The sequence below is a fragment of the Brenneria roseae subsp. americana genome, assembly GCF_003115815.1.
Lineage (GTDB): Bacteria > Pseudomonadota > Gammaproteobacteria > Enterobacterales > Enterobacteriaceae > Brenneria > Brenneria roseae.
This window is the reverse complement of sequence record NZ_QDKJ01000012.1, coordinates 74,989-88,147: the sequence shown is the minus strand read 5'-3', so window position 1 is coordinate 88,147 and position 13,159 is coordinate 74,989. Positions and strand designations below refer to the sequence as shown.

The window sequence follows — 13,159 nt, the reverse complement described above, 5'->3', positions numbered from 1 at the left end:
GAGCACCGATGACCGCTTCCCCTGCCACACAGCTGGAGTAACAGGGAAAGAGTATACCAAAAAAAGACTATTGTGGTGTAAAGCGGCGTAAATGTTGCACTGTCGCCAACCACGCAGCCAGCCAGCCTATCATCCCGGCGACAAGCAACAACAACAGCGATTCATCCCAGCTCAACCCTTTGACCGTAAAGGTCGTACCAAACACCGAAGCCACCTGCGCCACCACCGCGCCGAGCTTCCACACCAGCGCCTGAGACAGGATCAGCGACAGCACCGCTCCGCCAAACCCCATGACGGCGCCGCCATTCAGAAACGGACGCAAAATAAAACCATCCGTCGCACCAATCAATTTCATGACGTTGATGGTTTCGCGACGGCTGAAAATGCTCAAACGCACGCTGTTGCCGATGACCAAAAACACCGCGATAACCATCAATATGCCAATTGTCGCCGCAATCTGGCCGACCAGGCCGGTCAGCGCAACCAGCCGGGCAAACCAGCTATCATCCATCCGTACTTCATCCACCCCTTGCGTGGCGGCTACGCGGTCGCGCAACGTTGTCAGCGTGTTCGCGCTCTGGAAATTCATTTTGGGGGTGATGATGGCCACGGCAGGCAGCGGATTCTCTTCAAGCATATCCAGTGCGCCGCCAAAACCAGACCAGTTGCGGAACTCTCCCATCGCTTCATCACGCGACAAGTAGTTCACTTTATCGACACCGTCTTCAGACTGAAGCTGGGTGATCACCGCCTGCGCGGCGTTGTCATCCAGAGATTTATCCAGATATACCGTCAATTGAGGTGAGGGATACCACTGCGTCGCGGCCTGACTCACATTTTTCCACACCAGATAACAGATACTGGGCAAGGCCAGAGAGATGGCAATCACCATCACCGTCAGCAGCGTTGCCAACGGTTGGCGCAACATATCATCCAGCGTATTCGTCCAGGCATAACGCCACTGCTCCCGCCAGCCGCCGCGCAAAGCCCTGGACTTCATTCCCGGCTTTTTCGCATTACGGGTGTTATTCGCCATGATGATTTCCCCCAATCATGCGACCATCGGACAGCGTAAGAACCCGGTAATTGCGACGGGCAATCAGCCCGGTATCGTGGGTGGCCATCAACACCGTGACGCCAACCCGGTTAAATTCTTCAAACAAACGCAAAATACCCTCGGACAGTGCATCATCCAGATTACCCGTCGGCTCGTCCGCCAGTAAGACGGCGGGCTTATTCACCACCGCGCGAGCAATACCAACCCGCTGCTGCTCACCGCCCGAAAGCTGGATAGGGTAATTTCGGGCTTTATCCAGCAGCCCGACTTTGTCCAGTGCTGCGGATACCCGGCGACGAATATCTTCGCTGCTGGCGCCGGCAATAATGAGCGGCATCGCCACGTTGTCATAGACGGTTCTTTCCATCAGTAGATGGTGATCCTGAAAGATCATGCCGATCTGACGACGCAGAAACGGAACTTCACTTTTTTTCAACCGGCTAATGTTATGTCCACTAAACAGGATCTGCCCCGCACTGGGGCGTTCAATGCCACAAATCAGTTTCAGCAGGGTGCTTTTCCCCGCGCCAGAATGGCCGGTCAGAAACGCCATCTCTGCCGGACGCAGATGAAAATCTATGCCCTGTAGCGCCTGGCGCCCGCCGAGATAAGCTTTACTGACCTGTTCAAAACGAATCATCCGTTTTAATCCTCTCGGGCAAAAAGTGCCTCAATAAAATCGTCAGCCTTGAATGGCCGCAAATCTTCAATACCTTCCCCCACCCCAATATAGCGGATAGGAATACCGAACTGGTCGGCAATGGCGAAGATCACCCCGCCTTTGGCGGTACCGTCCAGTTTGGTCAGTACAATACCCGTCAGACCTACCGCCTCGTTGAAAAGCTTCGCCTGGCTGACGGCGTTCTGACCGGTGCTGGCATCCAACGTCAGCATCACTTCATGCGGCGCATCCTGATCCAGCTTCTTCATCACGCGCACAATCTTTTTCAGTTCTTCCATCAGATGCGCTTTGTTCTGCAATCGGCCCGCCGTGTCGGCAATCAGTACATCGACGCCACGCGCTTTTGCCGCCTGAATCGCATCAAAAATCACCGAGGCGGAATCCGCGCCGGTATGCTGAGCCACCACCGCAACATGGTTACGCTGGCCCCAGACCTGGAGCTGTTCTACCGCCGCGGCACGGAAAGTATCGCCCGCCGCCAGCATCACGGATTTCCCCTGCGCCTGGAACTGACGCGCCATTTTGCCAATGGTGGTGGTTTTCCCGACGCCATTCACCCCAACCATCAGGATCACATAAGGTATTTTGCCTTCGATAATCAGCGGCTCATCAACCTTAGCAAGAATCGTCGCCATTTCTTCTTTCAGCTTAACAAAAAGCGTATCAGCATCTTTCAACTGCCGGTGATTGACGTGCTCCGTCAGGTTGGTAATGATCTTGCGAGTGGTCTCCACGCCTACGTCGGCAATCAGCAATTGCTCTTCCAGTTCGTCGAACAGATCGTCGTCGATTTTCTTGCCACGAAACAATCCGATAAATCCTGAACCCAGATTTTGGCGAGTTTTAACCAGGCCTCGTTTCAGGCGGGCGAAGAATCCCTCTTTCGTCGGACGCTCCTGCTCCTGTAGCACGACAGGCACATCATCCGGTTGACGCTTTTCCGGCTCGTCTGCGACGACCGGCGCGGTTTCCGCCACGCTCGCCGGTTCGGTCTCTTTTACCGTTTCATTCACTACCGCCGCTTGCTGCGTCAGCGCATCCGCTACGACAATCGGTTCTTCCGGCTGCGGCTGTTCCGCCGGAGAGTCATTTTCCGGCGCCGCGACATCGGCCAATTCGAGGTCCTTTTCAACACCCTGTTGGGTTGAGACCTCAATATCCGGCGATACGGCGGGCACATCCTCGACTACCGGTTTCTCTTGCGGTTGCTCTTTTTGTTCTTCTTCCTGTTTCCCCAATCCCAACCAGGAAAAAAAACCGCGCTTCTTTTCTTTTGTCATGTGCAATCGCGCTCCACGCCGCTCACCGCAGCGAATGAATCAATTAAAATCATATTTAAACAACAAGTTTAACACTTTCCTGCCGCCAGCAACACGCAGCCAACGGCGGCAAGGTCAGACAATCTCCGTAACGAAGTGTGTCAGCCCCCATCTTAACATTCCCTCTACACGTAACCGCCGTTAGAATAGCGCCTGAATTTTCCCGATTGTGTCTGCCGGCAACGCAGCACGCCAACCAACCTGTGAGCTATGGCTAAAAAAAATGCATCGTCAGCCGCCGGCCAGATCCGAATTATCGGTGGGCAATGGCGCGGCAGAAAACTTCCGGTTCCCGATAGTCCGGGTTTACGCCCTACGACCGATCGGGTACGCGAAACGCTGTTCAACTGGCTGGCCCCCGTTATTCAGGAAGCCCGCTGTCTGGACTGTTTTGCCGGTAGCGGCGCGCTGGGTCTGGAAGCCTTATCGCGTTATGCGGCCCATGCCACATTATTGGAAACCGAGCGAGCGATAGCGCAACAATTAACGCAGAATCTGGCTCTGCTTCGGGCGGAGAACGCACAGGTCGTGAATACGGATACGCTACGCTGGCTGGCCCAACCGGGAGAACCCTATGACGTGGTATTTCTCGATCCTCCTTTTCGCAAAGACTTATTGAACAACACGCTTTCCCTGCTGGAACAGCAGGGCTGGCTGGCGCCGGAAGCATGGATCTACGTGGAAACCGAGTCAGAAAATACACAGTTGGTTATTCCGGATAACTGGCGCTTGCACCGGGAAAAAATCGCGGGTCAGGTCGCTTCCCGTTTGTACATCCGCCAATGATCGCCTTAGCAACCCATTCTCAAAACAATTAAGGGGTACATGATGATATGGATTAATCTGGGACGACTGTTGATGCTGGGCGTATGGGGCTTTCTGATTTTTAACCTGATTCACCCGTTTCCCAGACCATTGAATATTTTCATGACGGTGGCGATGGTGTTTATGATCCTGATGCATGGTTTCCAACTGCTGCTGCTGAAATCCAGCCAGCCGAAAGACGACTCGTCACTCAACCGGGCGCTACAGGCGCGTATTTTTCTGTTTGGCGTATTCGAACTGCTGGCATGGCAAAAGAAACAGCCCAGGCCGCCTGGGAAATAACGTTCACGCCTGCCGGGGCGCAAAACCGATAAAACGGGTGCCTTTCACCTGCAACATGCCCTGCATTCCCTTATCAAGCCGGTGATAGTCCGTACTATCGAGCCGCAGAATGATATCCGCCCCGCCATATACCGGACGAAACGTCGCTTCATAACGCATATCCTGCGCTACCATAATCTGGTGTTCACGGGAGCGGCTGCGACTACGCGGAAACTCCCGCTTGGTCTTTATCTCCGCCAAAACGGTACGCAGCGGAGCGGCATCATTCAATGCCGCCTGCTTACGCTGGCGCAAATATTGTCGTCCGGCCAGCACCAGAATCAACGCAACAGCCAGTATCAACAGCAAGGGAAACTTACCCATAGGTCAGGGCTTTTTACCGGGAAGATAGGGAAAGTGCGTCACATTATCCCCCAGTTCAGAAATTCGGGCGCTGCCTTTTTCCGTCACCGCATCGATACGAATAATTGCCTGCAAGGGAATAAAGCTGCGGCTAACACCGGAAAATTCCGTTTTGAGCTTTTCTGTCGACGGGTCAACCAGCACCGTTGATTGGCTGTCGAAGACAAAATCGGCAATTTCAATAAAACCAAACAAACTGCTCGACGCTAATTCGCGCACATAAAGCTGGTAGTTTTTACCATTATTAATGAATTGAATACGATACAGTGCAGGTTCATTACTCATTCAACACTACTCTCCTTCAAGAGACTTTACGGCACTCATCGACAATAAAAACAGGTCGATAAAATAACATGATGCACGGATATTCGCACCCGTCTCACCCGATGTTGTTTATACTCATAACAACCCACTACATTGCATAAAGAAAGGGTTATGTCTGATATTGGTCACTGAATCCTCCTATAAGGACAATCTATGCTTTGGTCATTTATTGCTGTACTTTTCTCTGGCTGGCTATATGTTGACGCCAGCTATCGTGGCCCGGCGTGGCAACGCTGGCTATTCAAACCGGTCACGTTATTACTGCTGCTGGCGCTGGCCTGGCAAACCCCGTTTCTGAGCGTATCGGGTTATCTGATCGTCGCAGGATTGCTGGCTACGTTGGTCGCCGACACCCTTCTGCTGCTTCCGACACAGCGCCTGCTCTATGCGTTTGCCGCCTATTTCGTTTCTCATCTGCTTTACACCATCAGTTTTTTTACCAGCCAAATAACGCTGACGCTCTTCTGGCCGTTAGCGCTGGTGCTCGTGGTACTGGCCGCAGCGTTGATCGCCATTATCTGGAGCAGGCTCGATACCCAACGCTGGCCGGCGTGCGCCTTTATTCTCATGACCACCCTGATGGTCTGGATCGCCGGTGAACGTTATTTTGCACTGTCAACGGACTATAACTTCTCCTTGCTGGCTGGCTGTGCGCTGCTGTTTATCGCCCATGCAGCCTGGCTTATCCATCATTATCGGCTCAGCTTTCGCGCCCATCAGGTCATCGTCGCGGCCTGCTATTTTGGCGGACATTTCCTTATCGTGCGTTCGCTCTATTTTTAATCTTCACTGCACACGCGAAATGCTGGAGTAGCCTGATATAACGGTGTAAGGTTTCTGATGAGAATCACTATCATCAACACAGGAGGAAAGTATGCATTCTCATCAGCATCACTGCGGCGAAAAATCAGCCTGTTGCCAGGCCCATGCCAAACCCGCATCACGTGCAGATAAAAGCTGCTGCGCGGTAAAACGCGCCCCTGCCTCAGCGATCGACAGCGTTCGTAACCCCGATAATGACGCGTCAGCAAGTAGCGATAATGCCGATTCAGACGACCCCGACGGCGGAGACAGTGACCGACCCGGCTCCCACCAGCGTTTCAGCTGGAAAATCAGCGGCATGGATTGTCCAGGCTGCGCCCGTAAAATTGAAAACGCAGTAAAAAATCTCCAGGGCATTGAACACGCCTCTGTGCTGTTCGTAACCGAAAAACTGGTTGTCGCCGCCCGCCACGATGTACGCCCACAGATACAACGCGCTGTTTCGCAAATCGGTTTCACCTTACAGGATATTTCGCCAGGCACGCCACCAGCGGTAAATCCACGCCATTTTATTCACGGCGCGTCTTTTTACGAATATGGTTTCCTGATTCTTTTTGTGTCGCTGACCGCGATAAGCTGGGGGATTTCATTCCTGAATGACTCACTCGGCGAAATTGCGTTTATCGCCACCACCATTGTTGGCCTCATTCCCGTACTGAAAAAAGCCCTACAGCTTACCCGTTCCGGCACGCCTTTTGCGATTGAAACGCTGATGAGTGTGGCTTCCATCGGGGCATTACTGATCGGCGCCACAACAGAAGCCACCGTGATTCTGCTGCTCTTTATGCTGGGTGAACGGCTGGAAGCCTATGCTGCCAACCGGGCGCGACAAGGCGTCACCGCCTTAATGGCCCTGATCCCCGAAGACGCCACCGTCGTCAGAAATGCACGGCGCGTTAAAGTACCGATTGCCAGTCTGTTGCCCGGCGAGGTGATTGAAGTCGCTCCCGGAGGAAGATTGCCAGCCGATGCGGAGTTACTGCACACGGAAGCCAGCTTTGATGAAAGCGCCCTGACCGGCGAGTCGATGCCCGTTGAACGCACCGCGGGCGACAAGGTTGCCGCCGGCAGCCTGTGTGTCGATAAAATGGTACAGCTGTGCGTCATTTCACCACCGGGCAACAGCGCTATCGATCGCATTCTGCAATTGATAGAGGAAGCCGAAGCGCGACGTGCGCCAATAGAACGTTTCCTCGATCGCTTTAGCCGAGGCTACACGCCAGCCATTATGCTGCTGTCGTTACTGGTGATGTTGATTCCGCCTTTACTGATGGGGCAGCTCTGGCAAGAGTGGATTTATCGCGGCCTGACGCTGCTGCTGATCGGCTGTCCTTGCGCGTTGGTGATTTCCACGCCGGCGGCGATTACCTCCGGTCTGGCGGCGGCAACCCGTCAGGGGGCACTGATCAAAGGGGGCGCCGCGCTGGAATCGCTGGGAGGTATTCGCACTATCGCCTTTGATAAAACCGGCACCCTGACCGAAGGCAAACCACAGATTACCGATATTTTACCGGCGGTTGGCGTGAGCGAGGCGGCGCTGCTGGCGCGAACCGCGGCAGTGGAATCCGGCTCACACCACCCGCTGGCTCAGGCGATTGTGCAACATGCACGGGCAACCCGCGCTTTTCTGCCTATCGCGGAAGATCGCCGCGCGTTAGCCGGCATTGGGGTAGAAGGCACCATTGCCGGCAAGCGAATTCAGGTTAGCGCGCCCGCCAGATTAGCCTCGGACATACTGGACAATGTCTGGCAGCAACATGTTGATACGCTGGAAAGTGAAGGCAAGACGGTGATTGTGGTGCAGGAAGATGGCCGGGTACAGGGCTTGCTGGCACTGCGCGACACACTGCGCAACGACGCGCGAAGCGCGCTGAGCGCCTTACAGAGCATGAATATACGTTGCATCATGCTCACGGGCGACAATCCGCGGGCCGCTATGGCGATCGCCGCCGAGTTGGGCATCGATTACCGGGCTGGTTTACTGCCTGCCGACAAAGTGACGGTTGTGAGTGAGCTTAACCAGCAACACCCGGTCGCCATGGTGGGTGACGGCATCAACGATGCGCCCGCCATGAAAGCGTCAACCATCGGTATTGCCATGGGAAGCGGCACCGATGTCGCGCTGGAAACGGCTGACGCCGCCTTGACGCAAAGTCGCCTTGGGGGATTAGCCGACATAATCCGGCTATCGCGGGCCACGCACCGGAATATTCGTCAGAATATAACCATCGCACTGGGGCTGAAAGCCGTCTTTCTGATCACCAGCATATTGGGGATCACGGGGCTCTGGCTGGCAGTATTGGCAGATTCCGGCGCCACGGCACTGGTCACCGCCAACGCGTTGCGGTTGCTTAAAAAACAGGACTAACGTCGTGATCCGGCGCACCGCGACGGTGCGCCATGCTTTCAGCGACAAGATGCCGATAATACCGACCCCGTCTTTCAGGACGGGGAAGCATCATTTGATGAGGAAAGTCCCCGATCAATTCGCAGGATGCTGATCCAGCGCTTTGTTAACGTCATCCATCAAACGGGAATAGGACTGCAACCCCCCCGCCACGTACAGCGCACTGGAATCCATGTAGACGATCTGATTTTTCTGCCAGGCAGTGGTTTTGTGAACCAACGGATTATCCAACACCTGTTTTGCCGCGTCTTCTCCGGTACGGCCAATCGCACTGTCGCGGCTCAGCACAAACAGCCAGTCAGGGTTGTACTGCAACAGAAGCTCCGGGCTCACCACATTGCCGTGCCGTCCTTCCTGGGGGAGTTCAATGGCGGGCTGAAAACCAAGAACATCAAAGACAAAGCCAAAACGTGATTTCGGGTTATAAGCAGAAAGTTTTCCACCGCTGATCATCAGCACCATGGCGTTACCCGCATGGGCCGATTTAGCTTTGACTTGTTCAACCTGTTGTTTAAAGGCATCCAGCTTTTGCTGAGCTTCTTTTTCTTTGCCGAAAATAAGGCCGATTTGCTCAGTACGCTGGGTCAGGCTATCAATGAAGTTATTGTCATCAACGCTCAGAGAAATCGTGGGCGCAATACCGCTGAGTTTGTCATACGCATCGGTAGCGCGCGCGCCAGCGATGATCAGATCCGGTTTGGCGCTGCTCAACGCTTCATAATTGGGTTCAAACAGCGTCCCCGCGTTCAGGTATTCGCTGCCGCTATATTTGGATAAAAATGATGGCAAATGGATGCTGGTTTGCGGCACGCCGCTGATTTTGACATCCAGCGCATCCAGAATATCCAGCGTTTCCGGGTTAAATACGATGACGTTCTGCGGGTTTAGCGGAACCTCAGTGGTACCTTGCGCATGTTCGATGGTTACCGTTTTCGGGGCGGCGCTTTCGGTCGCTGCGGGACGATCGTCGCATCCGGCCAGCAGCAGGAACGACAGGGCGACAGCCACTGAATGTAATGGGGTGATTTTTATCTTGCTCATCAAAAAAACCTATAGTGATTAATTAATTGTAAAAAATGCCGGGCGAGCCCGGCACTCGGCATCAGAATGAAGTTGTAATACCTGCGTAGTAGGCCCGGCCCGGTTCGTTATAGGTCGACGCCCCATCGTTTTCGCGATAGACGCGTTTGTCGAGCAGGTTGCTGACGCCGGCGTTAACGCGCAGGTTTTTATTAATGTCATATTTCACACCGACACCCACTACGGAATAGGCCGCGACCTCTTTAGAGGAAAGACCATTGTTAGCCTCATTTACGGTTTCAGCATACTGACGCGGCTTCTGACGACCGTACATCGTCCAGCCAACGTTGGTGGATAACTGTTCGGTTACCTGCCAGTCCAGCATGGTGTTGATGGTGTATTTGGGAATCACGGATAACGGGTTGCCGGTATCCTTATTCTTGGAGTTGATCATATAGGTGGCGTTGGTGCGCCAGTTCAGCGTATCACGCACCACCGGCACCACCAGATGGGCTTCCAACCCTTCCACCAGCGCCTTGCCGCCGTTTTCCCAGCGCAGAATGTCATATGTGGATGGGCGAGAACCCGAAGTAACCGTCACAGTGTCATAGACCACCGAACCACCGACGATTTTGTTCTTATAATCGTTGCGGAAATAGGTGAGACCGGCATCGTAACCGTTATAGGTAAACTCCAACCCAATTTCCTTGTTGACGCTGATTTCTGGTTTCAGATTGTCGTTACCCATGAGATAGCACGAATTGCTGATACCTATCGGGCAGCCACGACCACTGCTGGGTAGCAAATATCCTCCGCTGGACTGATACAGGTTGGGAGCCTTGAACACCCGGGCGATCCCCGCCTTCAACTTAAAGTAATCGCCCAACTCCTGCGAGGCGTTTAGGCTGGGGCTCCAGTTACTACCGAACTTGTCATGATAGTCGAAACGCAGGCCGGGTATAATATTGGTGCCAGGCGTAGCTTCAATATTGTCCTCAAAATACAGGGCGCTCAGTTCCGCGCTGTTTTTACTGCTGCGATCGGAGGGGTCCAGTGACTCACCGTTAGTCGTGGTCACGCCGATGCCGTGACTTGCCTGCAATGAAGCTGGATCATTAAGCTCATCGCGGTTCCATTCGGCGCCCAGCGTAACAGTTTGCTCCACCAGCAGGGATAGTGGAATATTCAGTTCGCCGTTAGTCCGATAGCTTTTCAATCGACTGGTTTTATAGGTAAGCGGGGAAGTATCAGAGTTTGATATCTGGCCCTCTACCGCTCCCGCCATTCCTTCATCATAGCGTGTATTGTTGGTCTTCTCATAGTAGAAACCCAGACGCGAAAGGCCCCAGTCCCAGATGCCGTTATGGGTAACGCCGTAAGTCTGGCGATACATACGGTTCGTTTCCGCGCCGGATTCCGCCAAAGCCTGGGTCGTGTCACTGGCACCGCTAAGCTGAGTATCGCCGGTATAGATATTGCCTTGACGACTGTAGGCGTATTCAAAATCCATGATCTGCTGGGGGTTGATTTTCCATGACAGCAGGGTGTTGATATCCTTGTTGCGCACGCCTTCACGTCCGGCAACACCCTCTTCTCCCGCATACTGATTATTGATATCGGGACTATCGGAGTCGGTTTTATTGATATTGCCGTACAGACGCATCGTTAGCACATCATCGATTAGCGGCCCGTTCAAACTAAAGTTGGCACGTTTGGTGGCACCTTCCTTGCTGTCTTCCGGCTGATTGGTGAACAAGGAAAGCGAACCGTGCCAGTCGTTAGTGGGGCGTTTGGTAATGATATTCACCACGCCGCCGGCAGCGCCGGAGCCGTAACGCGCCGCAGCCGGGCCACGCAGCACTTCGATGCGTTCCACCATTTCCGGCGGCACCCAGTTGGTATCTCCGCGGGTGTCGCGTTCGCCGCGACGGCTATAGCGCACGGAGTTGCGTGAAGTGACCGGCTTGCCGTCGATCAGGATCAGAGTATTTTCCGGCCCCATGCCGCGAATATCGATCTGGCGGTTGTTACCGCGCGTACCGGTGGCACTGTTGCCGGTCAGGTTAACGCCGGGCATTTTACGAATAATTTCCGACAGGTCATTGACCGGCGGCTGTTTTTCAATGTCTTCTTTAGTAATAATGGAAACACCGGGCTGTTGCTTAAGCTCTTCTTCCGCCGTCGCCCGCACCACCATTTGATCTTCAAACTCGGTGTCGGTTTCCGCGGCGGCATAAGCGCCACCCCCCATCATTCCCACCAATAACAACGCCAGTGGTTTTTTTGCGCATTTAATACCATGTGGAAACATCGTTCCTCCCCTTATTACTTATGGTTATATTTTTTTACTAATTCACAAGGATGGTAATATCAATAGCAATGAGAATCATTAGCATTCTTTTTGAGAGTAGAATTTTTTTCGGGATCGCCATTTTTTTAAGAAAAATCGATAGTGTGAATAAATTATGGAGATTCACTATTTTGAGCTAACGGGCCTTTACATATGCCCATTTTGATGAGCAACAATGTGGAAATAGCGGCGTCGCTGTCCGCATTATCCAAACTGACTACAGAATCCCACATGCCCGATGCGGAAACGGACAGGAGGACGCGGATATGGAGAAATGATTTATTGGGCGGAACCTTCCGCCGGCGGGATCACCGTCTGTGATGGCAAGTGTTGCAGTCTTCCCCTGAACTTAGCCGCCTTTGCGCAGCAGATACCGGTAGGGAAGCTGCTCGGTCATCAGCGCCAGCAGGTCATGTTCCATATAGCGGCAGAAACCGGGAATATCACGGGTCGTCGCGGGATCGTCCGCAATCACCAGCAGCGTTTGTCCAGACTCCATCTGGCGTACCATCTTGCGCACCATCATCACCGGTTCGGGACAGCGCAATCCCTGAGCATCAAGGGTTTTATCCGGATTGGCAAATGGATCGGTCATCAACGTTCTCTGTGGTAATGTGATAAGTAGCGATAAAAACCGCCTTAATTTACGACGGAGATAGTTTACGCCGGAGATTTTATGACGCAAGCCACGACAATGCTTGTGTAAAAAACAACCATTTTTCTTAGCAAAACAAATTGCATTACAAAATCAATTGCGTATCATGCCGCGCGTCGATAACAAAAGCAGTACGCCATTATTTCTTGGGTTCCCTAACCCCAATAACCAAAAAGGTCACATCATGTATCGTTTTACTCTCCGGCAGCGGCTTACGGCGCTGATCTGGCTATCGTTGTTTCATATTCTGATCATTACTTCCAGTAATTATCTGGTACAGCTCCCGATATCCATCTTCGGTTTTCATACCACCTGGGGGGCGTTTACCTTTCCCTTTATCTTTCTGGCTACCGACCTGACGGTACGGATTTTCGGCGCGCCGCTGGCACGCCGTATCATTCTGACCGTCATGGTGCCCGCGCTGGTGATTTCCTATGTCATTTCCGCACTGTTCTATCAAGGGGAGTGGCAAGGGTTCGGATCGCTGAACCAGATCAACATCGTGGTTGCCCGCATTGCCTGCGCCAGCTTTATGGCTTACGTCCTTGGCCAGATTCTGGATGTGCATGTCTTTAACCGATTGCGCCAGCGCAATGCCTGGTGGGTCGCGCCGGCGGTCTCCACGCTGTTCGGCAATTTCAGCGACACGCTGGCCTTCTTCTTTATTGCGTTCTATCGCAGTACCGATCCTTTCATGGCCGCAAACTGGATTGAAATCGCGCTGGTGGACTATACATTCAAGTTACTGATCAGCCTGATTTTCTTCCTGCCGATGTATGGCGTGATGTTGAATATGCTGCTGAAACGCCTGAGCGAACAGCAAGATACGGTGTCCTATCAGGACGTCGAAAACCAAAGCTAACCGCGACGTCGCCGAATATCGACGATATCGGCGGCAAACCGGAATTTGTAAAAATAGTTCCTGTGATGCCAACGGTTTGCAACAACAAAATGCTTGTTTTTGCAATCTGAATAGGGTGCCATACTGTTCTTCACTTGTTTCAAAATGCCTGT

At 53.1% G+C, this 13,159-nt stretch carries 13 protein-coding genes; 5 read left to right on the top strand and 8 right to left on the bottom strand.

Annotated features, from left to right (window positions below; all coding sequences use genetic code 11):
- Nucleotides 1-67: 67 nt before the first annotated feature.
- Genes ftsX through ftsY form a run of 3 tightly spaced genes read right to left on the bottom strand, consistent with a single transcriptional unit; the run spans nt 68 to nt 3,019 of the window.
- Nucleotides 68-1,036, bottom strand: coding sequence for a permease-like cell division protein FtsX (gene ftsX, locus B4923_RS15270; RefSeq protein WP_109055228.1), 969 nt, complete (start codon nt 1,034-1,036; stop codon nt 68-70).
- Nucleotides 1,026-1,697, bottom strand: a complete 672-nt coding sequence (ftsE, locus tag B4923_RS15265) for a cell division ATP-binding protein FtsE (RefSeq protein WP_109055227.1) — start codon at nt 1,695-1,697, stop codon at nt 1,026-1,028. Before ftsE ends, ftsX begins: the two co-directional genes overlap by 11 nt.
- Before the next feature lie 5 nt (nt 1,698-1,702).
- A complete protein-coding gene (ftsY, locus tag B4923_RS15260; RefSeq protein WP_109055226.1) occupies nt 1,703-3,019 on the bottom strand; it encodes a signal recognition particle-docking protein FtsY in 1,317 nt (438 codons plus the stop codon).
- 249 nt (nt 3,020-3,268) lie between these two features.
- Between ftsY and rsmD the strand changes: the two genes are divergently transcribed.
- The gene (rsmD, locus tag B4923_RS15255) at nt 3,269-3,844 is read left to right on the top strand and encodes a 16S rRNA (guanine(966)-N(2))-methyltransferase (protein ID WP_109055225.1); all 576 of its coding nucleotides are present in this window, start codon (nt 3,269-3,271) and stop codon (nt 3,842-3,844) included.
- A 42-nt stretch (nt 3,845-3,886) separates the two neighbouring features.
- The gene (locus B4923_RS15250) at nt 3,887-4,165 is read left to right on the top strand and encodes a DUF1145 family protein (RefSeq protein WP_109055224.1); all 279 of its coding nucleotides are present in this window, start codon (nt 3,887-3,889) and stop codon (nt 4,163-4,165) included.
- Between the two features lie 3 nt (nt 4,166-4,168).
- Here the strand turns inward: B4923_RS15250 and B4923_RS15245 are convergent, their stop codons facing one another.
- Together B4923_RS15245 and B4923_RS15240 are read right to left on the bottom strand one after the other, a co-directional pair.
- The gene (locus B4923_RS15245; RefSeq protein WP_109055223.1) at nt 4,169-4,528 is read right to left on the bottom strand and encodes a DUF2500 domain-containing protein; all 360 of its coding nucleotides are present in this window, start codon (nt 4,526-4,528) and stop codon (nt 4,169-4,171) included.
- Nucleotides 4,529-4,531: 3 nt separating this feature from the next.
- Nucleotides 4,532-4,852 (bottom strand): DUF1820 family protein, encoded by a 321-nt coding sequence (locus tag B4923_RS15240; protein ID WP_109055222.1) that lies wholly within the window; start codon nt 4,850-4,852, stop codon nt 4,532-4,534.
- 192 nt (nt 4,853-5,044) lie between these two features.
- On the opposite strand from B4923_RS15240, the gene B4923_RS15235 reads away from it, so the two are divergent.
- Together B4923_RS15235 and B4923_RS15230 are read left to right on the top strand one after the other, a co-directional pair.
- A complete protein-coding gene (locus B4923_RS15235) occupies nt 5,045-5,674 on the top strand; it encodes a lysoplasmalogenase (protein ID WP_109055221.1) in 630 nt (209 codons plus the stop codon).
- A 91-nt stretch (nt 5,675-5,765) separates the two neighbouring features.
- Complete coding sequence (locus B4923_RS15230) at nt 5,766-8,081, top strand: zinc/cadmium/mercury/lead-transporting ATPase (protein WP_109055220.1); 2,316 nt, start codon at nt 5,766-5,768, stop codon at nt 8,079-8,081.
- Nucleotides 8,082-8,195: 114 nt separating this feature from the next.
- Here the strand turns inward: B4923_RS15230 and B4923_RS15225 are convergent, their stop codons facing one another.
- The 3 genes from B4923_RS15225 to tusA form a co-directional block, all read right to left on the bottom strand.
- Complete coding sequence (locus B4923_RS15225; RefSeq protein ID WP_109055219.1) at nt 8,196-9,161, bottom strand: siderophore ABC transporter substrate-binding protein; 966 nt, start codon at nt 9,159-9,161, stop codon at nt 8,196-8,198.
- 61 nt (nt 9,162-9,222) lie between these two features.
- Nucleotides 9,223-11,451, bottom strand: coding sequence for a TonB-dependent siderophore receptor (locus B4923_RS15220; RefSeq protein ID WP_146187264.1), 2,229 nt, complete (start codon nt 11,449-11,451; stop codon nt 9,223-9,225).
- A gap of 388 nt (nt 11,452-11,839) precedes the next feature.
- Nucleotides 11,840-12,085, bottom strand: a complete 246-nt coding sequence (gene tusA, locus B4923_RS15215) for a sulfurtransferase TusA (protein ID WP_109055218.1) — start codon at nt 12,083-12,085, stop codon at nt 11,840-11,842.
- A gap of 244 nt (nt 12,086-12,329) precedes the next feature.
- Here tusA and B4923_RS15210 point away from each other — a divergent pair, with 244 nt between their 5' ends.
- Nucleotides 12,330-13,007 (top strand): 7-cyano-7-deazaguanine/7-aminomethyl-7-deazaguanine transporter, encoded by a 678-nt coding sequence (locus B4923_RS15210; RefSeq protein WP_109055295.1) that lies wholly within the window; start codon nt 12,330-12,332, stop codon nt 13,005-13,007.
- Nucleotides 13,008-13,159: the final 152 nt, after the last annotated feature.